The organism is Glutamicibacter sp. NPDC090743 (genome assembly GCF_044769125.1).
Lineage (GTDB): Bacteria > Actinomycetota > Actinomycetes > Actinomycetales > Micrococcaceae > Glutamicibacter.
Genome location: NZ_JBIVXE010000009.1, coordinates 18,866 through 41,442, shown reverse-complemented (window position 1 = coordinate 41,442; position 22,577 = coordinate 18,866). Strand labels below are relative to the sequence as shown.

Here is a 22,577-nt window from a genome sequence, read left to right as displayed (position 1 = left end):
GGGTGGATAGAGAGAAGACCGTATCTCAACAACGGTGCTCATCCTCTATTGGGGGACCGGAGCATGCCTGGAAATCAGGAGGTACAAGCATGCCCACGGTACGCCCACATCTAGAAAGCTGTTGATCGGTTGCGTGCGTGATAGCCGCAGGCGCATTTGTTGGAGGGTGCGGACGTTAGCGGGAATCTGTTGTCGGCTAGGCGCGAGGCGGAAGCGCTGTACCGGTCTCTTCACCCAACTTTGCAAGGTCGATCCAGGTTTGTTCAGGAAGTTGTATGACTCCCTCGGATTTCCGCGCAGCCTCGTGCCGATCTTCGATTTCCCCTGGGATGAAAATCTCCGCTGCGCCATGAGCTAGCGGTGTTTGCTTGACTTCGGCAATGAGCTGTTCCAAACGATCGTTGTATTCTTCCGGGGAGCCAAAGCTCGCAACATCCAGAGCGATGAACATGTGGCCACAGCCAGAGCGTTCGGCCTCACGGTATGGTCCGTTAACTCCTCTGCCCGAGGCGCTTCCCGTGAGCACGCCGGAAAGCACGTCCATCATGAATGAGATGGCATAGCCTTTGTGCCCGGCCATCGGCAGGATCACGCCGTCAACGGCTTCGGCTGCGTTGGTAGTGGGTAACCCATCAGCGGTTAGCGCCCAAGAATCAGGAATCGGCTCGTTACGCTGGCGAGCGAGATAGATTTTTCCCCGAGCAACAGCGGTATTGGCAATATCCATGACTACGGCACCGTCTTTATAGGGTGCGCCGATAGACCAGGGGTTGGTTCCGATGCCTTTCTCCTTGCCACCCCAAGGTGCCATAGCTGGGGAGGCGTTGGTAGTCAGGATCGAGACGCAGCCTGCGGCTGCGGCTCGACGAGTGTAGTACATTGCGGTCCCAAAGTGATTGGAGTTCCGAACCCCCACGGCTCCCACACCATGAATTCTTGCTCGTTGCACTGCTTCCCGCTGCGCGATATCCGTGAGTACCTGGCCGACCCCGTCTTGGCCATCGAGAAGCAACATCGCCCCAGTATCAACCAACGTAGCTACTTCACTGGATGCTTTCATTGCACCTGTGCGCAAACGGGCTATGTACCACGGGAGGCGCAGAACCCCGTGCGATTGGTGCCCCCACAAATCGGCTTGGACCAAGGAGTCCGCGACGAGATGCGCATGCTCCGAACTAAGGCTCTCGGCTTCGAGGGCTAGTTGGACGAAGTTGACTAGGTCAGTAATTTTTACTGGGGATTGGGTGTCTTGATTGAGAGCCACGATGTCTCGCTCCGATCTGGGAATCTTGTACACACTCAGGTATACAATAAAATGTACATTAAAAGCGAGGCAAATAACATGCCGGAACGAAAGCGATTAAGAATGTTCTCCCTATGGGTCACCCTTGAAGTCATTCCCGAGCACCGAGAGGAATTCCTGGAAGCGATTGCAGAAAACAGTCGCAAATCAGTCAGCGATGAAGCCGGTTGCTTCCGTTTCGACGTGATCGAACTGGGTGCTGGTACCAACCGATTTGCCTTCTACGAGGTATACCGAGACCAGGATGCTTTTGAAAATGAGCACAAGAAGGCGGCACACTATTTCGCCTACCGGGAGATCTCGCAAAGGGTTGTTGTACCTGGCAGCCAGGTGAACGTGACTGGCGACCTGATTAACTCGTTCAGCTGGTACGAGTAATCCTGCATTCAGCTAGCCCAGCAGGTCTACATGGCTGCGGCTCCGACCGGATTCCTGCTGATCCAGGAGCGCAGCGAAAATGGCGCGATCGACATGGTTGAGATGCTCATCCAAAATTGCGGCAGCGCGCTGCCCTTGCCCATCGATGATAGCTTGGCACATTGCGATATGTTCCGATATTGATTCGTTGAGTCGTTGGTGGTCCGTGTGCGCAATGCGCTTGAGGCGAGCGGTGTGGGTGCGCAATTCGGAGATGGAACGGCCCAGGTGGCCATTTGGCGTGTATTGCAGCAAGAGGTCGTCGAAGCGGCGAGCGTTGGAGCGGAATTTCTCCGCGAAACCCTCGCTGTAATCAAGGTTGAGAATCTGTTCGAAATCGGATTTTAGGGCTTGGAAGCTCTCCTGCACCGCAGTGGAATCCTGTGCTTCCTGGGTAACGAGTCGGATGGCTGCTGGTTCTACGACGCGACGGAAATCGAACAATTCACGCACGGTCCTGAGCGAAATGCGAGAAACCACTGCTGGGCGTCGCGGAGCGATCTCCACGAGCCCATCGGCCGCGAGCCGGCGCAGGGCCTCGCGCACCGGGGTTCGAGACGCTCCGGTGCGCTCAACCAGCATGATTTCCGGCAGCGTTTCCCCGGGAAGGAACGCTCCATCCTCAATGTCGGACTTGAGCTGAAGGTATACGGCATCAGACTTGCCGGGGGTGCGGGGGCTGCGTTCCTTGTCCATGGATCCAGTGTACTTCGCATCAGTGCACATGTGTATGTACAATCTTGTGTACTGTCAGGTATACAAGTACAGTAAGTGGCACCGATCACTTTTCAACCTGATTTTTCACCCGCAAGGAAACGTCAACGATGCTTGTTCTCCTCGGCTTTCTGATGATTGCCACTTTCATGTACTTGGTGATGGCCAAGAAACTTACACCGATCGCAACCCTGATTCTGATCCCGCTGATCTTCGGCCTATTCGCTGGAGCTGGGCTGGGAGTCAGTGACATGGTGATTGAATCGGTCGCCAAGCTTGCGCCGACTGCTGCTCTACTGTTTTTCGCCATCATCTTCTTCGGCACCATGATCGACGTCGGCTTGTTCGATCCACTGATCCGCGCCATTTTGAAGTTTTCCGGCAACGACCCGACTAAACTGGTGGTCGGCACCGCGCTGCTGACAACAATTGTTTCGCTCGACGGCGACGGATCGACCACGTTCATCATCGTCACCTCGGCATTCCTACCTCTGTACCTGCGCTTGGGAATGAGCCCTGTGGTGCTGACCGTGGTTGCCGCAATGTCCAACGGTGTACTGAACACGGTCCCCTGGGGCGGATCGACTTCCCGTGCCGCTGCTGCCCTGGGCCTTTCCCCAATCGACATCTTCGTACCGATGATCCCAGCGATAGTTACCGGACTGGTCGCGGTCCTGATCTTCGCCTACTTCATGGGTCTTTCGGAGAAGAAGCGTCTGGGATTGGTCTTCCTAGACGAACGTTCCACGGGCAAGCGTGTTATGGAAGAAGCACTCGTCCGCGGAGGGTGGTCCAAGTCCAAAGAAGGCACCCAGCCTGCCGTTGCAACCCAGGGCACAGCGCAAAGCTCGGATTTCTCGGCGTCATTCAGTGAAGATGGAAAGTTCATCCAGCGTGCCAATGCTCGTCCAAAGCTGATCTGGGTCAACTTCATCCTGACCTTGACTGTCATGGTGCTTCTAGTAGCCGACATCGTTGAGCCTGCCCTGATTTTCATGGTGGCTGTTGGCCTCGCATTGATCATCAACTTCCCGAAGGTTTCCGAACAAGCTGAGCAGATTCAAGCACATGCATCATCCGTTATTTCCGTGGTGGGCATGGTATTCGCCGCCTCCGTTCTGACCGGGGTGATGAACGGTACCGGCATGATTGACGCCATGGCCGCATGGCTTGTCTCGATCCTGCCAACCTCACTCGGTCCGTACATGGCCTCCATCGCAGGTGTCTTGAGCATTCCCCTGACGTTTGTGATGACCAACGATGCGTTCTACTTCGGGGTCCTCCCAATTCTTTCCGAGACTGCCGGGCACTTCGGTATTGCCCCAGTAGAAATGGCTCGTGCCTCCCTCGTTGGCCAGGCACTGCACCAGTCCAGCCCCTTAGTAGCATCCTTCCTTCTGCTAATCGGCCTAGCCAACGTCCAGCTGGGAGAGCACTTCCGAAAGGTCATCTGGCGCGGCTTCCTTGTGGCTTTGGCCATGCTTATTGTTGGCGGACTGTTCGCCGCCTACCCACTCTTCTAATCGGTTCAAAAATCTAAAAGGAGCAACAGATGATTACCACTGTGAACCCAGCAACTGGCCAGCAGGTGGCTTCTTTCGAAGCACACACTGATGCAGAAGTTGACCAAATCCTTACTACTGCTGCAAAGGCGCAAACCCAGTGGCGCACTGTACCTCTGGAAGAGCGAGTCACTTACCTTACTAGCGCTGCGAAAGTACTGCGCGAACGGCAGGAGCAGTACGCACAAATGATCACGTTGGAGATGGGTAAGCCCATTGCCGAGGCACGATCAGAAATTGAAAAATGCGCACTCACCCTGGACTACTACGCAGAGAATGCCGAAACATACCTGGCACCAGAAGCCATCGAAACCCAGGCTGAGGAAAGCGGCGTTGTCTTCGAACCCCTAGGCGTTGTCCTGGCGATCATGCCGTGGAACTACCCGTTCTGGCAGTTCTTCCGATTCGCGGCCCCAGCCCTGGCTGCTGGCAATGGCGCAATCCTGAAGCATGCAAACAACGTGCCGCAAGCAGCCATCGCCGCAGAGGAAATTCTGCGTGACGCGGGGGTCCCCGAAGGCCTGTTCGCCACCGTGCTGGTTGATTCATCGAAGGTTGCAGCGATGATTGCTGATGACCGTATCGCTGCAGTAACCCTGACCGGATCCACCGAAGTCGGCGCAATTGTCGCCGGACAGGCAGGCAATAGCCTCAAAAAACAGGTACTGGAATTGGGCGGCTCAGATCCGTTCATCGTACTGTCAGACGCCAACGTGCAGAAGGCCGCCGAAGTAGCCGTAAAGGCACGGTTCACCAACGGCGGACAAAGCTGCGTGAACTCCAAGCGTTTCATTGTGCACGATTCCATTGCTGACGAATTCGTGAAGCACTTCACCGACGGGGTAGCTGCATTGAAAGTCGGGGATCCAACCAATGAGGCCACGCAGATCGGACCCATGGCTCGCGCCAACCTGCGTGCAGAGATCGATGGCCAAGTGCAGCGCAGCATTGAAGCTGGCGCGGACCTGAAGCTTGGAGGCACCGTCCTCGAGGGAGAAGGCTTCTACTATGCACCAACCGTCCTTGACCATGTGAAGCCAGGCCACGCGGCATTCGACGAAGAAACCTTCGGACCTGTGGCGGCAGTAATTCGCGTGAGCTCAACTGAAGAAGCCATCCGCTTGGCAAACCAAACAGAGTTCGGTTTGGCGGCCACCGTATGGAGCGAGAACCGTGAGGCGGCCCGCCAGGTGGTCTCCCAACTCGATGCAGGCGCCGTATTCGTCAATGGCATGGTCGCATCTGATCCTCGCCTCCCCTTTGGCGGCATCAAGAAGTCAGGATACGGACGCGAGCTGAGCTCCTACGGAATCCGGGAATTCACCAATATCAAGACCGTTTGGTACGGCCCCAACTACAACGGCTAGGGAGAACTGATGACGAAAATCCAGACTGAGTGCAGCTCGCTGCCGGCCGCTATTTTGCGGCCCTCGCAGCTGCCTAAGAAAGATCGGGGCAATGGTGCGTCCACCGTTCCCTTAGTCACCGCCGACGTCGGATCGACAACCTTCCTCAATGGCATTACAACCTTCGCGCCTGGAGCAGCAATTGGCCACCATAGCCATAACTGCATCGAATCAGTGATGGTTATTGAAGGCACTGCCTACGTTGATATCGATGGAACCGAGTACTTTCTGGAAACCTACGAGACCACATTCGTGCCAGCAAATATCGTCCACAGGTTCCGCAATGCGTCGGATACTGAGGAAATGAAAATTTTCTGGACCTACGCATCGATCGATGCCACTCGAACTATGGCCGGGTCCACCGAAAGGCACAGGATCGATGAAGAACGGGCCACCGAGGCAGCAGGAGCAGGAGAGAACTAATGATCTTTGAAATCGCAACGATCAAGATCCTGCCGGGCCATGAAGGTGCCTTTGAAGAAGCTGTGTTGAAAGCCTACCCACTGTTTCAGCAAGCAGCGGGCGCTCTCTCAATGACACTGAATCGAGTCCTGGAGTCCACCTCAACGTATGAACTACGAGTTGGATGGGAAACGGTGGAGCACCATACCGAAACTTTCCGCAGCTCTGAAGCTTTTGGACAGTGGAGAGAGCTCATCGGCGAGCACCTTGACGGTGCACCAGCTGTTGTTCATACAGAACATGTTCTCAACGGTTTCTAACCGCTGATTTACGACCCAAGACCGGCCGTTGCAAGCATTTTGTGTAGCGGCCGGTCCCATACAATCCTGCGCAAAGCAGCACCTTACCCACTGACAACGACGTCACGCTCAGGGAAGGACCCCTCCTCATGATCATTCTTCACGCGGTTATTAGCATCGCACTCATCGTTTTACTCATTATCAAGGTCAAAGTAGACCCCATCATCGCCCTGATGGTCGGTTCCCTCTATATGGGTATTGCTGGCGGCTTGGGTCTAGTCAACACCGTCACGACAATTGCCGAAGGCTTCGGCAACATCATGGTTGATGTTGGACTGCTGATCGGTTTCGGCGTACTCATCGGATCACTGCTGAACTCCATGGGAGCATTAGAAAAAACAGTTCAGCTTCTATTCCGTGTCGCTGGTCCTAAGCGTTTGCCCTACGTTATGGCCGCGACCCTCAACCTCTTCTTCCCTTCGATCTATCCTGATGTGCAACTAGTCTTGGCCTCTCCTTTGGCCCGCTCATCGGCTGAGAAACTCGGGAAAAACGGTCTGGGAATTATGGCGGGGGCGTTGGTTGTTGGAATCCCCGTCGGGGTAGTGCTCGTCGTCCCAGGATTAGGATCGGTGTCCATTGCCGGTTTGCTCGGCATTCCATTAGGCACCATGCTCTTATGCGGTGTGATCGTCGCCCCGCTGATTGCGCTAGTTTCCCTGTTCATCTATTCGCTCTTGTTGCGCCGTGGGTGGTGGAAAACTGAGCAGGATGAACAGACAGGCTTCGCGCTAGCGGCCGAAGAACAACTGGGACGCGAAGCCGCCGAAAAATACGGGGACAAACTACCGCCCCTGGGCGTCTCACTGCTGCCAGTGCTGACCCCCATCCTGTTAGTCGGTGGAGGAGCGATCGCCCGGACCTTTGGAGTAGAGAATCCTATCGTCGATTTCCTCAGTGAACCACTGCTGGCTATGTTCATTGGCCTGGTACTGGCGATGATCCTAGCGAAAACGAGTGTCGGATCAGAGACCAGAGATACAGCAATCAAGAAAGGCTTGGACACTACCGGAAACATCTTGCTCATCACCGGCCTCGGTGGATCTCTGGCTGCAGTTATCAAAGCCACTGCTTTGGGCGATGTGCTGAAGAACCTTTTCGCTGCCGACGCTGGAATCAATGTTTTCGCCGCGATTGCCCTTGCGTGGGTGATTGCTGTGGTGCTTCACGTTGCCATTGGTTCCATTAATGTGGCAGCGATTGCCGCCGCTGGAATTATCGGCCCAGTCGTTGCCGGATTGGGTGTCTCCCCATTAGTGATTGCTGTTGCTATCGCTTCTGGAGCACTTTTCGCAGTGCACTTTAACAGCAATTTCTTCTGGATGTTCCAATCTTTGCTCGGGGTCACCACTAGAGGCGCGCTGAAATCAATGACATTCTTGACCGCACTGGCCTCCACCATCGGCCTACTCGTAGCGTTCGGGCTTGCCCTGGTGCTGCGGTAGAGCAACGCACAAAACGAAAGGATACAGCGCGGTGGACGAAAATCTTGTGCTGGTTGGAGCTCGCACCACGAAAGAGCGCGATGCCAGAGGCAACGGGCTTACCCTTTGGGATGCGTCAAAATCTGAATGGCGGACGCTTGACACATTGCCGATGACTAATCCCTCATGGATTACCGCTGGGCACGACTCCACATATTACGTGCTGCATGGGGATGGGGGAGAAGTCTCGACTGTTGGCATCTCGGAGAAGCGAAGAATCGTTCACCGGCAGACCATCGATTGTCTAGGTATGAACCCTGTCCACGCTGCAGTGACAGATGATGAACGGTTGATCATTGCCAACTACGCGACGGGAACTGTCGCTGCGTTCAATATCGATTCAGATGGGACCTTACAGTGCAACGGCAAAGTGATCTATTTAGCAGAGCAGTACCTGAACCGATTCCCGAGTGAGGGAAATCAATTCTCCCACCCACATCAAATCTTGATCCTTCCAGATCGGCACAGAATCCTTGTCCCGGACAAGGGTCTAGACGCTTTATTCGTGATCGACATAGAAGGCGAAGATCTGCGGGTAATCGACATCGTCCGGACGAAACCCGGTAGCGGACCGAGGCACGCTGCCATTAGCCCTGATTTTCCTGATGCGGTGTACGTTGTGGGAGAACTTGATGCTACCTTGATGCATTATCGGCTTGCCCAGAACAATAAGCTAGAACTTCTTGGGAGCTGCTCGACGCTGCCTCCCGGACAAGTGTTGGACAACATGAGCGCTGCCGGTATTGCGATCGCTGGTGCACACGTGTTGGTGTCCAACCGAGGGCATGACTCTATTGCAGTCTTCTCAATTGACCACGGTGGTTATCCAACGCGCAGTTCAGTCGTGGATGCGGGCGGTGCTTTCCCGCGGTTCATTGCACTTCGAGCAGACTCTCTAGTTATTGCTCATGAAAGATCGGACACTATTGCGGTGGCTGCCTTGGATCCAGCTCTTGGACTGAAGGTTCCGACGATTGCTGCCCGAACGGGCAGCCCAGTATGCGTTCAACCTGTGCTGTGAACTGGGGAATGATCTCGCGCATGAATACGGTGGGTCATACACGGAACTTTCATTAAAGGCGCGGCATATTTTCGCCTTATCGATTCTCGCGCTGCACTTTCTCGTAGTATTCCTGCGAGAGCTTCACATCTTGCCCGTAGGGCTTTTGGGAGAAGTGCACGAGTTCCAGCAGTCCTGCCGGAATACCTGAGCCGGTGACAATGGCACGGCCTCGCGGCAGTGCGCCCAGGTCGGAGACTTCCAGAATCGACTCGCGCTGCATCGAGCTGGATACCGAACGCCCGTTGCGGCCGTTGGTGCTAGAGGAACGTTTGAGCACGTCGCGGGCACCCACGAGCTTTTCCAGATACGGCAGAAACTTATCATCGGACAGGCCAGAGCCGGCAACACGGATATTGGATGCGCCCCAGAGTTTATCCATGCCGTCTTGCCCGTAGGCTTCCACTCCTTGCTTGTAAGACTGGAAGAACGTGGAGACCACGATGCCCCGGGAACCGTAGTGCGAATATACGTCGGGCAGTTCGCGCCAGCGCACCACGTTTGCGGCCTCATCCAGCACGGCCATCATCGGTGTTGTCAACCGTCCACCGGGTAGCCCGGCGGCAGTCTTTTCGGCGGAATCCATCACGGCCATCACCAATGCGGCGGTGATGGCGCGGGCTGTGCCCGCGCCTTCCTTGGACACCAGATACAAGGTGTCGGTGCTCGTTGCGAATTTGCGGTGATCGAATTCGGGGCGTGCGAAGTTCCCGTTCGGGCGTATCCACGGGGTGACTTCCTCATAGGACAGCACCGTGATCCACGGGCGCATCGTGCCATACACGCCGTCGCGCTGCTTGGGGGTCAGTCCCTGGATCTGCCATAGAGCGGAGGAGAAATCCTGGTACCCGTGCTCGTCCAGCAGGTCTCGTGCGGTTTTGTCCTCGGGATCTTGCGCCCACGCAAACACGTCGGTGATCGGCCGGTTGGCAATCGCCGCAGCAAACAGGAAATGGGACAGCAGGCGCTTACCATCCGACTCAAAGTACGCGTCGGACTTGGCACCGGCTGAGGTTTCCGACGCAATAAACACATCGGCCAGCTTGACCGCAGTTTTCATATCGGTCACAAACGACAGGGGGTTCCACCACCAGGAAGGCTCTTCACCGATGATGCCCTGCACATCGTGCACCCATACGGTGCCCACGCGGGCGCGCGGGCCACGAGTCATGTCAACAATGTCGCGCTTGTTCGAGGTGGCCAGCACCGGCCCACCGGTCTCTAAAATCTGCGGGACGCAGACACATGAGGTTTTGCCGGCGCGTGGCCCCATCAACCAGATCTGCACCCACTCATAGGAAGCAAACAAGGACTTGCGGTTGTTGACCAGCTTGGCCAGAGGCACCCCAATGCCGGCCTTGGTGGCTCCGAGGCGTTCAGCATCCGCCCGGGCTGCTGGTTCTTCCAAGGCCTTGAAGTCTTTGGCGTGGCCCATCTCCTTGGCCAGATGATCAATGCGGCTGCTGGTGCCCCGGCTGCGCCGCCACACCACCACCAGCATCACGATGACCGCCAACAGGAGCAGCAGCCCGAGGGCGAACACGGCGATTTGCAGCCCGCCGACGGGCAGGAAGCCACGGGACTGATCCATGAGGATCTGCACGGGATTATTCGAGGACTGTGGCACGTTCGGGTCGAGGATCGCGCCGAACGTCCACAACAGCACCCCCATGATGCCAAGGGTGAGGATGCCGCCGCCGATGATCCATAGGGCTTCGTCGTTGGCTGGCTGGTTTTTGCGCCCTGAGCGCGGATCAGCGTTGAACATTATTTGACCATCTCCCAAGCCCGGTTGGTATCCGAAATCTCGAATTCCAGATCGGTGAGCTGCGTGACGAACGGAGTACCGGGATTCTTGCCGACTTTCATGATGAAGTGGCCGGCCCCGGGGCGGCGGGAGGCCTTGTTGGTTTTCGGATCAACGACGGCTTCGCCGGTCCAGTCAGTCATCAACGCTTTTTCCTTGGAGGACAGGGCGAACACTTCTTCCAGGTTGCCCATCTCCGAGGGCGCCAAGCCGCCGAGGAACACCAGCGCGGAGCGTTCCACGAACCCCCAGGCGGTCGCTGTCAGGTGTTCTTTGGATAGCCTGAGGTCGTTCATGGTGTGGGTGATCATGACTTGCCCGATGCCGCGCCCACGGTTCAGGCGGGTGATCGTATCGATGAAGTGCACCATGTCATCTGATGCTCTGAGGATGCGCCAGAGCTCGTCCATGACCAGGAAGTAGGTGCGCCGCTGGCGTTTGCCCGCTGCCGCCAGGTGCTGCTCGGCAGAGACGGTGGCTGATCCGAGGTTCCAGCACAAGGACTGCACGGCCGCGACCAGCACGGAGTCGTTTTCGTTGACCCCGGAAATATCGAACACCACCGGCACCCCAGGGGTAATATGAGCATCCGAAGGCTTGGCGAACATATCCCCATAAGCGCCGGAGGGGCCGAGGTTGATCAACGCGTCCAGCAGGGCTTGGAGGCGTTGGTCGTATTCGTGGTCATCATCGTAGGCGAGCACGTTCTGGCGCAGCACCTCAGGGCGGGAACGGATGAAATCCACCAGCTCACCAATCAACGGGGCATCACGCAGCTCGGGGTCGAGTTCGTTGATCGCCACCGACAGGCAGGTGGACTCGTGCGGTTTCAGAGGCCGGCCCAGCATCATGGAGGCGATGCCTTCCATGAGCGAGCGGCGGCGGCTGATCATTTCCTGGATCGCAATCTCGCGGGCCTTCTCGTTCTCAATCTCGTTCAGGCTGGCCACCAGCGGGCCAAGATCCAAGGGGTTGAGGTGTCCTTGGCCAGGAGAGAAGGTAATGACTTGCCCGCCCAGGGCGCGGATGTGCGGCACGTAGTCGGGGCGCGAGTCAGCCAGGATCATCGGCACCACGCCCCAGGCTGAGAGCACCGCCAAGAGGCGGTGCACCAGCGAGGTCTTGCCTAGTCCTGGCTGGGCGAGGATGAACGCGGAAGGGTTGGAAATGATGCCGTTGAGGAACCAGGAAATCGGGTCACCGGTCACCAGGGTGTTGCGCAGCAGATGGCGGCCCAGAGGTGCGCCAATGGTCGGTAGCCCGGCACCGTTGACGAAGGGCCAGAACCCGCACACCTGCACGGCAGAGCCTTGAATCTCCACAGGGTTTTCGATGTAGTTCACCGGCCCGCCGCCACGGCGGTTCCACCCTGCATCGCCTGGAACATGCCGGGACTGGGCACCTTCGGCCAGCAGTCGGGAAAGCAAGCCTGGTTCCTTGGCTGGCTTGGGTGCTGCCTTCTTCGCAGCGCGTTCCAAACGGGCCACGTCGCGCTTGGACAGGGTGAGGCTATGGGACTGTTCCAAGTCCTTTGGGGAGGGGTGCTGGCGCTTTTTCTGGATCAGTGGAGTCATTAGAACCACGTCTTCAGCTCGTCGGGGATCATCATGTGATCAGGCACCACCATGCCCAAAGGCAAGCCAGCCTGGAAGGTCACTGCCTGGTTCGCCAACGCCTCGCGTACCCGCAGTTTCGCGTGGGACACCAAGCCGGGAACGGTGCGGTCGAACTTCTTCAGTTCCGCCTCATCCTTGACGCTGATCGTTATGATCAGCCCGAAGCGGGTCAACCCGGAACCCAAGGCTTCTTCCTGGGCGGTTTTCTGCGCTGCCGCCAAACGCTGGCGGGCACGCACGGAAACGCGCTGCTGCGAGCCGGAGAACATCGCATCCTTCTGCTCGTTCTCCACTACCGTTGACGTCTGATCCGCTGGGATCGGACGATACAGCAAGGTCACGCGCTTGCGCAGCGCGCCTTCACTTGGTGCAGTCAAGCGGGCCAGCGAGTTGGACATGAATGCGCCGCGCGGGCCTTCATACATCGTCCAGGACTTGGACACCGCCCGGTCGTGCCGGTAGTGATCGAACGCGTCCAAGGCGAAGGACGGCCCCGCATCCTCCCAGGCAAGGCCGGTGCCGCCAGCGGCTTGCGCTTCCTCCACTGCTACAGCGGCTGTCGGGTCATAGGCGACGCGGGTGAAGTCCATGATTTCCTGGGCGGTGTTAGGGCGTACCGCTCCGGCCCCGGTGTTCGCCAGACCGGAGATGATGCCGGGGAGCTTGTTGCCGATTTCCTCGGCCATTTCTTCCATGCCCCGATCCCCGGCCTTCCCATCGAGGCGGCGACCGTCGAAGGTGAGGGTAATGCGGGCCACGACTTCAGGAGCGGTGGAGTTATCAGTCTGCGCGATACGTTCAACGACACGCTGGGCGAACTCGGGAGCGTCCTCGCGGTGGTTATCCGCCAGCAGCTTTTGCAGACGCAGGCCCGAGTCCTGGGACGACTCGATGGTGACGGAGGCACCGCGGATTCCTTCATCCAACCCGCGCTGGGTCAGCCAGTTCGCCCAGTGCGCTACCTGGTTATCCACGTCTGCCTGGTCAATGAGGTTATCCCCGTTCGGGAAGCATTCAAGCACCACGGAGTAATTGTGGTGGCCACGGGATGAGAGACGGATCAGGCCGAACGGGTTGCCGTAGGAATCCATGGATTCGGTCAAATGCGATTTGGCCATCAGCCCCGGCAAGCGTACTTGCCCGTCGGGGGTGAACCCCGTGGGGCCGGAAAGGTATACGTGCTTTTTGGATGCGACTTTCTGCCGCTGCGCTAGACGTAGCATGAATCTCCCGTAGATAGATCGGCCTTGTTTCTTCGTGACCAGCAACAGCATCGCCCCGAGGATAGTGGCCAGGGCGATGATGACTGCGGCCATGATCCAGCCGCGAGCTGCCATGACAATGACGATGAGGATAACGGGCACCAGCATGAGGCTTTGGCCCATCGACAGGCCCAGCAAACCTGAGCGGCGGGGCACGGTGAGGTTGCCGAAAGTATTCGGCTCGATCCGCACATCGGTGGTTGCCATGATTATTCGCCGTCCTCGTCTACAAGCTTGCTGGGATTCGCCCCGTTGGCGATGCCTTTAATGTCGCCCATCTTCTGCATTGCCTCGTTGGCTTTGTTCGTGGGTTTGGCACCGGATGGGCCATTGGATGGGGCACTGTTCTGGGCTGAGCCTGAGGAACTAGCGCTGTTACCCGAACTACCGGAGCCAGAAGAACCAGGAGAAGTTGATGCACCGGCACCGGTTGGATTGGAACTCGAACTACTTGATGCAGGAGCCGCATCTCCAACATCCGATCCACTGGCAGCAGAATTAGAACCGCTACCAGCCGCAGGAGTATTGCTAGAGCTTGCGCCGGAAGTGGAGCTGCCAGAACTACTGGTAGAAGATCCACCACGATCACTAGAACCAGAACCAGAACCAGAACCAGAACCAGAACCGGAGCTCCCCTCACCAGAGACAGCACCCGAAGCTGAGGAACCAGCATCGGTACCACTGACGGTTTCTGAAGCAGCAGAATCACCACCGCCAGTCGATCCACCACCGGCCGCGCCACCCCCAGCTGCACTGCCAGTTGATCCCCCACCGGCAGCCGCAGCTGTTGACCCACCACCAGCCGCAGCAGCGGCGGCCCCACTGCCACCACCGACGGCACCCGCGCCGCCGCCCATCGCCGCACCGGCACCACCGGCAGCAGCCGCCGCGCCACCCGTACCCGCGACAACAGCCGCACCGGCTGCGAGCGTGACACCAGCGCCCAGCGCCGCGCCACCGGAGAATGCGCCAGCACCAACACCGGCAGCAGGAACAATGAACTTGATCAAGGCGGGCAACGCCAACGCCGCCAGCAACAAGATCAGCAACGCAATGAGCGTGGAGTGCATCGCCTCAGGAACAGTGGCTTCCTCACCTTCAGGGGCACTGCCATCTACCAGCATGCGGAATCCCAAAGAATAGATGCCCGCTGCGACCGGCTTATAGAGCAGCAGCGCGATCAGCCAACCGTTAGCTTTGCGCCATGCTTGCCGGCCCTGCTCTGATCCACTGGCCGCAGCCAGCGCCACGATGAAGGCGGAGAGGATCAGGAACATAACGTCACGGAAATACATGAACAACAAATTGATGACCGCACCGAGCAACAACAAGATGAAAAGCAAAAACGCAGTGCCGGGACTAGCTAAGAGCGCAGTGCCAGCGGTCAGCATTTGGGTCAGATCCACATCCCCACCGGTAGAGCGTTCAACGATCCACTTGGAAAACTCATCCGAAGCGGTGAGCAGCAAGCCAATACCTGTTGCATAGGCGGTGGCAGCGAGAATCAGATTTACAATCGGGGTGCCCAATCCGATGAGACTGCTTTTCACGTCCTGGGACATGACCAGTTTGATTAGGCCGATGAGGAAACCGAGGATCGCGAACCCTGCCACGTACCAAGACATGTCAGCCCGCAGACTGGCCACGGCAGCGTTGTCTACGTCGGGGCTGGGTGTATCCATCCAGAAAGTAGAAACCTGGGCAACGAAGGCCACGGCACCGTCGTAGAGCGACTGCACGAAGTCCGTAATCGCACTATCAGCAAGGTTTTTAAGACCTTCACCAATGTTGCAATTCACCTGCCACCATGCACAACTATCCTGGTTCGCCACAATAATCGCCTACTTGAACTCTGTGTATGAACTAGGATCGCTGACTTCGCCCCATGTCGGAGGGCTGGAGGCTAGATCTAAACGCCAGTCATGGTCTTTGTCGCTCCAAGCAAGGTTCACGCTCATGGCCGCATACTGCTCGCCGGTCTTGGAGAGGTATTCGACAATGGCGCTGTCATCACTGCTATTCATAACCCGGAATCCGAGCATAGGAGGGAAGTTCTCATTGCTCGTGCTAGAACCTTGTTCCTCGAAAAGGCGTTGGCGATTCATCGATTCAACGGCAGCATCAATCTCTCCACCGGCCGAGAAATCAATAACCAGGGTGAACCCTGCCAGTACCGCACCGGTCGGTGTGTGGCTGAAGCAACGCCAGAAATCGCCGTCCATCTTGGCTGGGCCATGATCAGCATTCACCGGCAACAGCATTCCGGCTGGGTGTCGTTTCCATTCACTGGCCGGTGCCTCATTCGGGAATGAATTATCAGTGCTTAACGCAGGGCAATCCCCGGTCGCTGGCTTGGAAGCCGACGCTGACGGGGAGGAAGGGGCCGAAGCGGATTCCACCGGCACCGAGGGTGCCGGGTCGGTAGGATTCGCTTCTGGCTGCGGGGTGGTGCGTGGGAAGAACATCAACCCCACAATCACCACCGCAGCGATGAAGGCGAGGACACCGCCCCAGAGTTTCCAGTTCTTGCCTAATGGATCAGTTTCAGCCATGAGGATTCTTCTCTTTCTCTTAGACGGTTCACCGGTGCTTAGACGAAGACGTTGATGATCGTTCCGGCGCTAATGGCCAAAATGCAGACGATCAGGGAGATGACCAGTCCCTTGAAGCCGTTGATTTCACGTCCTGTGAAGGAAGCGAAGGCCAGAAACCCGGCTGAGGCGAGGAATCCGGCCACACCGAGCAGGATGACGGCCCAGGCGATCCAGTTCAGGATCGTGGTGAACCCTTCGGTGCCTGGTGGCTGTTCAGGGGTTGGGTTGGGAATGGTGGCGGCCAGATCGATACCGAAAGCCAGGGTTCGCAACAACATTTGTGTGCCTCTCTATTTGGTGGGAGTGTTCAGGAGTTTGATGATTCGCTTGATGCGCCCGGGCAACCGGGCAGGATCTGGCGGGGCATCGAGCCAGGGATCCATCCATGGGATATGGGTGCCTCGGGGAACCATGCGCAACAGGCGCTTAGTGGCCTTTTTACGAGCGTCACTGGCGTGTGGCCCTGCTTCAATCAGCACCAGGGCTGAAAGCTGGGAACCGGTCAGCTGACCATTGGCCCAGGAGCGGACGAAACGGTCCGCGGCGGACAGGCCGGTGTGGTCGGTGCGAGCGACTGCGATCACCGGAAGCGGCCAGGGGGCTTGAGTTCGGGTGCTTTGCGAGAGTGGCCATGCTCTGCCTACATCCAGGGCAGATTCGCCGAGGAGGGTGCTGAGGGTGGTGGCGCCTGCTCCGCCGTGCAGTCCCATGACGGCTAGGCCTTCGAAGGGACCGATGACCGTTTGCGGCCACGGGGAAGATGGGGCTTCCAGTGCGGGAGACAATCCTGGTGCAGTGGGCCCGGTGACGATGAGCTCGTGGCCGAGAAGGTCATCTCGGACGTCATGACCGCTATCAGGCGTCTTATTTGGTCTTGTAGGCGCAAAAGGGTTTGGGATCCCTGACATATGCGGGTTCACCTCAGTAAAGTAATCAACCGTATGTAGTGATTCGCTATTTACGCTAACTCGCATAGAAAACAGTGTCAATGTTGTAAAGCGGTTACATTGTGAAAACATGTAAAACATAGTTTTATGGGGAAACATAACGTAACAGGGTTGACATGGTTTTCGTACTGAAGCACATTTGGAGTGTGACCATGAACGATCCAGAAGCCGTTGAAGATCTCATCGCGGATTTGCCGGAGTGGGCAACGACCGAGGAGATCGCAGACGTGATGCGGGTGAAAGCGCAGACCGTTCTGAAATGGAACAAGGAATACGGCCTGAAGTCGGTGTCTATCGGGTCGAGGGTACGCCGGTACAGGAAGAAAGACGTGCGGGACTTCTTGCTGAAAAGCGATGAGGCCTCCGACTAACCCAAGGAAGCTACGGGTGGCGAAATAGATGACGCTGATCGATCCCCAGAAAGTCCCGGCCTTTCCGGTCTATACGCTGCAAATCAGCGAAGACCGCCAAATGCTGACCTTGGACGGGGCACCGGTCCCCGTGCTCGATGAGGAAGATTTCATCGAGGCAGGGAAAAACGCGGTCATCGCCAAACTCACCACCCACCACTTCGGGGCCGTTCGTGTGCGTGCACTTGACGCGTCCACGAACAGCTCCTGGGACATGATCATCTCCGCTGATGGGGAAGTGCTCGATCTCTCCGCGCAACAGGAAGCCGAACAAGCGAAAATCGAACGCGCGCAGCGCACGAAAAAACACTTGTTCATTGCCGGGGCGAGCACCCTGGCGGTGCTCGCCCTCGGCGGCATCGGCACCGCCGTGGTCATCGCCAACCAGCCCGCAGCCACCGCGCCGGTCTACACCCCGCAAGGGGTCGGGGCTACGCTGCCAGCCGCGCCGCCACCGCAACACGAAGCGACCGCCGCGTGGAGCCATCCCACCCTCGCTGGCGCTACGGTCAACATGATCAGCCCCGACCGGCTGCTCACCGCCGATCCAGAAGGCACCGTCACCGGGCGCAACCCGGACACTGGCCAGCCAGTGTGGCGCGGGGACAAAGCCCCGGAAGACCTGGCCAGCATTCACCAGGGCACCTGGGCCGGCAAACCGGTCTATGCCGCTGCAGAACGCAACGAACTGCGCTTATGGCCGGTAGACATGCCCTACGACACCCCGAGCGTGGCGCCGACCAGCATCGGGCTGGAACCAGGGCAAACAGCGCGCACCGACACACACACTCCCTACATCGAACTGGGGGACTGGTACATCCGGGTCCCCGATACGGCTGGCACACTGCATGATGTGATGATCCCGCCCGGATCGACCGTGCTGGACGTGGCAGCCGATGGAACCATCACCACAATCAGCGCCACCACCATCTACACCCTGGATAACACCGGAACGATCCTGGGAGAGAAGAACTTCACCGCGCCAGAAGGTGCCACGAAATACCCGGCACGAGTGTGGTCGCTCGATGACACCCATGCCCTACTGGCCTGGGATGACACCGAACGCATCATGGGAGTGCTGAACACCAGCACCGGTTCAATGCTCTTCTCCGGCGCACCACGGGCGATCCCCAACACCACCGAACCCCTGCTGGTGGACAACGAAGCGGAAACCGCAGCTATCGGAACCGTAGGAATCAGCTACGGCGACCAGGCGGCACTCATTGACCTTCCTGCGGCTGATCTGGCGGCAATCCACGGCACCCTGATCTATGCGAACAGCAACAACGGGCCAGTCACCCTGGATCTGGGCAGCTCTGAGGCTGAGCCGAAGACGTGGGCGAACTACCGTGCCGAAGATCCAGCCCCGGCGCTGGTCACCGATGACGCGGTGTATGTGGTGGCAACCCAATTGGAGAACACCACCGTCTATCGATCCAACAAGACCAGCGACAGCGCGCACCAGTAGGGAGGCCTGGTCATGGAAGAACAGGGTGGAGGAGCCAAAATCGTTCTGGCGATCCTCGGTGTCCTTCTTTTACTGGTCATCACCCCGATCATCCTCTTCCTGGGCGCCGGAGATAGTGAACAAGCCGATCCGAACGCCCCGTGTGTCATTGAAGGAACCCCCATCGATGGCGAGAAGGGAGAATCCATGGTGAAGATACCCGAACAGTACCGTGAAGCCGTGGAGAAGTCCGCCAATACTGCTGGGCTGCCGGTGGGTATCATCGCCGCACAAATCCAGCAGGAATCCGGCTGGAACCCCAAGGCAGTCTCCCCAGTGGGAGCACGAGGCATTGCCCAGTTCATGCCAGAAACTTGGGAGGAATGGGGCAACGGTAAAGACCAGTTCGATCCGTTCGCTAGCCTCGATGCCCAAGGCCGCTACATGAAACATCTCGCCGGACAAATCACGGATCTGGCCAGCAACGAGAAAGAAAAAATCCAATTCACCCTGGCCGCCTACAACGCCGGAGCGGGCAACGTCCAAAAATACGGGGGCATCCCGCCCTTCGAAGAAACCCGCCACTACGTGGAAATCATCATGGCCAACGCCCAGATGGACTATTCCTCCACCTGTGAAGCGCCCGGTGGCTTCGACTTCGGGGAGCTGCAAGCCGATGAATGGGCACACCCCATGCCCAATTCACGCATGACCTCGCCGTTCGGGCCACGCGCCTGCCCACTGGCCAGCTGCGCTGGCATGCCGTTCCTCTTGAAGCACGAAGGCATCGACCTGGCCGGATCAGACCCCTACTTCTACGCTCCTACGGACATGAAGATCACCTATGCCAGCATCGGGAACATCGACAAGCTTTACGGCTCCTACGGCAACTATATTTTCGCGCAGATGACCGAGCCGCCTTACCTGGTGTTCGAATTCCACGAAGCCCAAGACAACTCCCTGCTGGTGAAAACCGGCGACGTAGTGAAGAAGGGAACCCCGCTGGGCAAGCCAGGAGCTACCGGCAATTCCAGCGGCATCCACGTTCACTTCCAGATCAACAACCCGAAAACCAGCGTGTTTGACCGCCCAGCAATCAACAACGGCACAACCTATGACCCGGCACCGATCCTCCGACAGCAAAAGGTGAACATCCAATGAAACACCCCAAAATCCTCGCCATGGCCCTGGCGGCAGGACTCGTAACAGGCCTAGCCGGATGCACCCCCGCCAGCACCGAGACCGAACCAAGCAGCATCCCGGGCGTTGCCCCCACCACGGCCAGCCCCAGCCCGCCGTCATCTAGTGCCAGCCACGAGCACGGGGATGCTGTGGATGATCCAGCCAAAATCGAGCTGGCGAAGCAAGCGGCCACGATCATGACCACCTGGGACCCGAACAAGGACTTCAACCGCACCGCCGCCGAGATGCGCGCCCGAAAGCTCATGACCAGCGAACGGGCCAAACAAGTCATCGCCCCGGAGCGGCCAGCGACCGGCGTGGAATGGCTGACCGCAGCAGAGAAGAAAGCGACCAGCAAGCCCACGGTGAAACTCATGACCGAGCACCACGAGCAAGACACGGTTGCGGTCACCGCCACCTGGCAATGGGTCACCAAGGACGGGGAATCCTGGGCCGGTGAAGGGAAGCAGACGTTTTACTTCACCTTCACCGACACCGAACCGTACAAGATCCGCGACTACGTTTCCTCTGTCCGCTAGCCTCGCACCGAAATCGGGGCCCCGCAGCTAAAAGATCTCAAAGGAATATCGGCGGCGACGCGGTCGAACATTCCCATGACAACCTTGCCCCTGCAGGACGATCGGTTCGGGAGCCCTATTAGTAGCTCTTGACCGTTACTGAGAACTTCCAGACGTTCGGACCAACGCGATTCCCGTTGCGATCAGTGTCGTAGTAGATAAAGCACTGGCTCGCTCGCGTCCACGAAGAGTTCATCGTCAGACGCTTGGCATTGCAAGCATCGAACGTCTTGTAGTCAGTGGGATAGAGATAGGAATATCCAGCCTGGGCCGGCAATGCTGCAACGGCTAGACCTCCAGCAGCAAGCGCCAACGCCGAGGCTGACATAGCGATCCGCATAAGGGATTTCCTGATCATGGCTATACCTCCAAAATGTGACTGTGCTAACAGCAGAAGTATAACCATAATTTGGATTAAATGATGGGTTCATCTCGAACTTTGCCCGATGCCTTGCCGGCGCTAGGCAGCCAACACGACCATTGTCTGAGGAACATATACAAAACTGACTGGATCTAGTGCCGTGGGATCGACTTCCAGCAGCCCGTGGCGCGATCAAGAGTAACTTCGCCATCCGGCTAACTCGTGATCCAGGGCATCACGCCGCCAGGCTGCAAGTTTTCCTTCGGTGCGGCGTTGATGCTGATTATGCAGCCAGATACCCAAGGAGTGTTCCTTTGCGGATGTGTAGGTCCGGTAGCGCGGGAATTGACCGTTCTCTGCAACGTACTGGACGAGAGCCTGGAAGCGGTCGCTCCACCGTTCGTCGAGTTCGCGTTGACGAGGGTCGATATGCCAGTCGGGAACATCTTGCAGAAGCATGATCTTAGCTGCAGGCAACTGGCCGGACTGGAACTCTTTGCGTTGTACCGTCAGCCAGTGGTGCAAAGAACGTTCGGCGCGGTCGCCTGTGCTGCGCGGAAGCCTTTTGTGCTCAGCGTGGAAGGCTGCTAGTTCGGTAGCCTGACGCCGCCATATGCTGGAGGGCCTGTTGTGATTGCGTGAGGCCACTGCCGCCTCGTGCTTGGCGCGGAAACCCTGTTCATAATGTTCGCGCCGTCGCAGATGGTAATGGATGGTGGCAGGACCGCGGTGGCATAGTTCGGCGATTTCCCGCACGGTGATGCCGGCGAGCAGCAGCTGATCCCACTCGGGGTGCCTTGAGATATTCCAGCTGGTCATGGCCTTAAGATACCGCACGCAACGAGCGCTGGGAGCGGGGTCTTGGCAAGTGGTGATGTTCTCTCGTTGGGGATTCTGCATTCCTGTCCCACTGCAATAGTCTCCTTTGAAGAGCGATGGTCCCATCAAGTCGCGAGGCCAGTGATAAAGGCTGGAATAAGCTAGCGATGATCGAGAATGTCACCGAAAGACGGCACCATAACTGGGCTTATACATCGGGAAGCAACACCAACTGCCGGGGATTGACGCAGCCGGATGTAGGTAGCACCGTGGTGACTGGAGATTTAGTTTTCGGATGTGCGGGACCAGTACGCCATGAGCTGCTCCTGGCCTTGCTGCTCGCTGAGCTTAGAGGTTTCCAGATCAGACATATGCAGCTGATCTTTTAATGCACTGATCATCCAGGCAGGCAGGGAGGATGTGCGGTCGGGCTCTGCTGCTGCCTCAACCGATTCGTAGAGCCGGCCCATCTGGACGATAACGTCCTTCAAAGGCCGAATCTTCGGGTTGTTGCCCAAGCGCGCAACCCGAGAGGGGCGTCGCCGCGTGAGTTCGTCGGCGACTATACGCCACAGCTGGCGGCACCCGTCCGATGGCCAGCGCTGGATGGGCCTGAACGCGCTGCTGACTAGGGTAGGATGAGACCGCAGACCCAACGCGAGTCGCTGACCACAGCACTGTTCTGGAGCTAGGGTCCTGCTGCTTCCTTGAACAAGGAAGCTACGAACTACCGATGCTCGACCCTCAACACTTTTGTCGCGCCGCAAAATGACGACAAGCAACGATTGCCGGCGCGCTTGGATACCGCCCCTCTGCCCAGGACCCATCTGCCAGCCCGGGCCAAAAC

The 22,577-nt window shown here is 57.9% G+C and carries 23 protein-coding genes; 11 read left to right on the top strand and 12 right to left on the bottom strand.

From position 1 onward, the window contains the following. Positions 1 to 196: 196 nt before the first annotated feature. A complete protein-coding gene (locus ACIQTS_RS16880) occupies positions 197 to 1,264 on the bottom strand; it encodes an Ldh family oxidoreductase (protein WP_402473974.1) in 1,068 nt (355 codons plus the stop codon). A 78-nt stretch (positions 1,265 to 1,342) separates the two neighbouring features. Here ACIQTS_RS16880 and ACIQTS_RS16875 point away from each other — a divergent pair, with 78 nt between their 5' ends. Further along, positions 1,343 to 1,681, top strand: coding sequence for a putative quinol monooxygenase (locus ACIQTS_RS16875; protein WP_402473973.1), 339 nt, complete (start codon positions 1,343 to 1,345; stop codon positions 1,679 to 1,681). A gap of 12 nt (positions 1,682 to 1,693) precedes the next feature. On the opposite strand, the gene ACIQTS_RS16870 is transcribed toward ACIQTS_RS16875, so the two are convergent. Further along, on the bottom strand, positions 1,694 to 2,416 hold the full coding sequence (locus ACIQTS_RS16870) for a GntR family transcriptional regulator (RefSeq protein WP_402473972.1): 723 nt from the start codon (positions 2,414 to 2,416) through the stop codon (positions 1,694 to 1,696). Positions 2,417 to 2,544: 128 nt separating this feature from the next. Between ACIQTS_RS16870 and ACIQTS_RS16865 the strand changes: the two genes are divergently transcribed. The 6 genes from ACIQTS_RS16865 (at position 2,545) to ACIQTS_RS16840 (ending at position 8,668) form a co-directional block, all read left to right on the top strand. Continuing rightward, a complete protein-coding gene (locus tag ACIQTS_RS16865; RefSeq protein WP_402473971.1) occupies positions 2,545 to 3,957 on the top strand; it encodes a CitMHS family transporter in 1,413 nt (470 codons plus the stop codon). Between the two features lie 29 nt (positions 3,958 to 3,986). Then, positions 3,987 to 5,363 (top strand): NAD-dependent succinate-semialdehyde dehydrogenase, encoded by a 1,377-nt coding sequence (locus tag ACIQTS_RS16860; RefSeq protein ID WP_402473970.1) that lies wholly within the window; start codon positions 3,987 to 3,989, stop codon positions 5,361 to 5,363. A gap of 9 nt (positions 5,364 to 5,372) precedes the next feature. Continuing rightward, positions 5,373 to 5,825 carry a cupin domain-containing protein gene (locus ACIQTS_RS16855; RefSeq protein ID WP_402473969.1) on the top strand — a complete coding sequence of 151 codons (453 nt, stop codon included), beginning with the start codon at positions 5,373 to 5,375 and terminating at the stop codon, positions 5,823 to 5,825. Then, positions 5,825 to 6,124: an antibiotic biosynthesis monooxygenase family protein gene (locus ACIQTS_RS16850; RefSeq protein ID WP_402473968.1), complete on the top strand. Its 300-nt coding sequence runs from the start codon at positions 5,825 to 5,827 to the stop codon at positions 6,122 to 6,124. The genes ACIQTS_RS16855 and ACIQTS_RS16850 overlap by 1 nt, the downstream gene beginning before the upstream one ends. Positions 6,125 to 6,252: 128 nt before the next feature. Then, on the top strand, positions 6,253 to 7,608 hold the full coding sequence (locus tag ACIQTS_RS16845) for a GntP family permease (protein WP_402473967.1): 1,356 nt from the start codon (positions 6,253 to 6,255) through the stop codon (positions 7,606 to 7,608). A 31-nt stretch (positions 7,609 to 7,639) separates the two neighbouring features. Beyond that, positions 7,640 to 8,668 (top strand): lactonase family protein, encoded by a 1,029-nt coding sequence (locus ACIQTS_RS16840; RefSeq protein WP_402473966.1) that lies wholly within the window; start codon positions 7,640 to 7,642, stop codon positions 8,666 to 8,668. A gap of 76 nt (positions 8,669 to 8,744) precedes the next feature. On the opposite strand, the gene ACIQTS_RS16835 is transcribed toward ACIQTS_RS16840, so the two are convergent. Genes ACIQTS_RS16835 through ACIQTS_RS16805 form a run of 7 tightly spaced genes read right to left on the bottom strand, consistent with a single transcriptional unit; the run spans position 8,745 to position 16,771 of the window. After that, a complete protein-coding gene (locus ACIQTS_RS16835) occupies positions 8,745 to 10,475 on the bottom strand; it encodes a type IV secretory system conjugative DNA transfer family protein (RefSeq protein WP_402473965.1) in 1,731 nt (576 codons plus the stop codon). Beyond that, positions 10,475 to 12,088, bottom strand: coding sequence for a hypothetical protein (locus ACIQTS_RS16830; RefSeq protein WP_402473964.1), 1,614 nt, complete (start codon positions 12,086 to 12,088; stop codon positions 10,475 to 10,477). Before ACIQTS_RS16830 ends, ACIQTS_RS16835 begins: the two co-directional genes overlap by 1 nt. Continuing rightward, the gene (locus ACIQTS_RS16825; protein WP_402473963.1) at positions 12,088 to 13,599 is read right to left on the bottom strand and encodes an SCO6880 family protein; all 1,512 of its coding nucleotides are present in this window, start codon (positions 13,597 to 13,599) and stop codon (positions 12,088 to 12,090) included. Before ACIQTS_RS16825 ends, ACIQTS_RS16830 begins: the two co-directional genes overlap by 1 nt. Positions 13,600 to 13,601: 2 nt before the next feature. After that, a complete protein-coding gene (locus ACIQTS_RS16820) occupies positions 13,602 to 15,224 on the bottom strand; it encodes a hypothetical protein (RefSeq protein WP_402473962.1) in 1,623 nt (540 codons plus the stop codon). A 9-nt stretch (positions 15,225 to 15,233) separates the two neighbouring features. Then, the gene (locus ACIQTS_RS16815) at positions 15,234 to 15,944 is read right to left on the bottom strand and encodes a hypothetical protein (protein ID WP_402473961.1); all 711 of its coding nucleotides are present in this window, start codon (positions 15,942 to 15,944) and stop codon (positions 15,234 to 15,236) included. 38 nt (positions 15,945 to 15,982) lie between these two features. Beyond that, on the bottom strand, positions 15,983 to 16,264 hold the full coding sequence (locus ACIQTS_RS16810) for a hypothetical protein (RefSeq protein ID WP_402473960.1): 282 nt from the start codon (positions 16,262 to 16,264) through the stop codon (positions 15,983 to 15,985). Between the two features lie 12 nt (positions 16,265 to 16,276). Further along, on the bottom strand, positions 16,277 to 16,771 hold the full coding sequence (locus ACIQTS_RS16805; protein WP_402473959.1) for a DUF6668 family protein: 495 nt from the start codon (positions 16,769 to 16,771) through the stop codon (positions 16,277 to 16,279). Positions 16,772 to 17,085: 314 nt separating this feature from the next. Between ACIQTS_RS16805 and ACIQTS_RS16800 the strand changes: the two genes are divergently transcribed. Genes ACIQTS_RS16800 through ACIQTS_RS16785 form a run of 4 tightly spaced genes read left to right on the top strand, consistent with a single transcriptional unit; the run spans position 17,086 to position 20,511 of the window. Further along, the gene (locus ACIQTS_RS16800) at positions 17,086 to 17,304 is read left to right on the top strand and encodes a helix-turn-helix domain-containing protein (protein WP_400343852.1); all 219 of its coding nucleotides are present in this window, start codon (positions 17,086 to 17,088) and stop codon (positions 17,302 to 17,304) included. A gap of 28 nt (positions 17,305 to 17,332) precedes the next feature. Next, positions 17,333 to 18,811 carry a hypothetical protein gene (locus tag ACIQTS_RS16795; protein ID WP_402473958.1) on the top strand — a complete coding sequence of 493 codons (1,479 nt, stop codon included), beginning with the start codon at positions 17,333 to 17,335 and terminating at the stop codon, positions 18,809 to 18,811. 12 nt (positions 18,812 to 18,823) lie between these two features. After that, the gene (locus ACIQTS_RS16790; protein ID WP_402473957.1) at positions 18,824 to 19,951 is read left to right on the top strand and encodes a transglycosylase SLT domain-containing protein; all 1,128 of its coding nucleotides are present in this window, start codon (positions 18,824 to 18,826) and stop codon (positions 19,949 to 19,951) included. Next, on the top strand, positions 19,948 to 20,511 hold the full coding sequence (locus tag ACIQTS_RS16785) for a hypothetical protein (protein ID WP_402473956.1): 564 nt from the start codon (positions 19,948 to 19,950) through the stop codon (positions 20,509 to 20,511). Before ACIQTS_RS16790 ends, ACIQTS_RS16785 begins: the two co-directional genes overlap by 4 nt. Before the next feature lie 118 nt (positions 20,512 to 20,629). Here the strand turns inward: ACIQTS_RS16785 and ACIQTS_RS16780 are convergent, their stop codons facing one another. From ACIQTS_RS16780 to ACIQTS_RS16770, 3 genes are all read right to left on the bottom strand, one after another. Further along, positions 20,630 to 20,908: a hypothetical protein gene (locus ACIQTS_RS16780; RefSeq protein ID WP_402473955.1), complete on the bottom strand. Its 279-nt coding sequence runs from the start codon at positions 20,906 to 20,908 to the stop codon at positions 20,630 to 20,632. Between the two features lie 195 nt (positions 20,909 to 21,103). Then, positions 21,104 to 21,730, bottom strand: coding sequence for a helicase associated domain-containing protein (locus tag ACIQTS_RS16775; RefSeq protein ID WP_402473954.1), 627 nt, complete (start codon positions 21,728 to 21,730; stop codon positions 21,104 to 21,106). A gap of 284 nt (positions 21,731 to 22,014) precedes the next feature. Beyond that, complete coding sequence (locus tag ACIQTS_RS16770) at positions 22,015 to 22,221, bottom strand: hypothetical protein (RefSeq protein WP_402473953.1); 207 nt, start codon at positions 22,219 to 22,221, stop codon at positions 22,015 to 22,017. Positions 22,222 to 22,577: the final 356 nt, after the last annotated feature.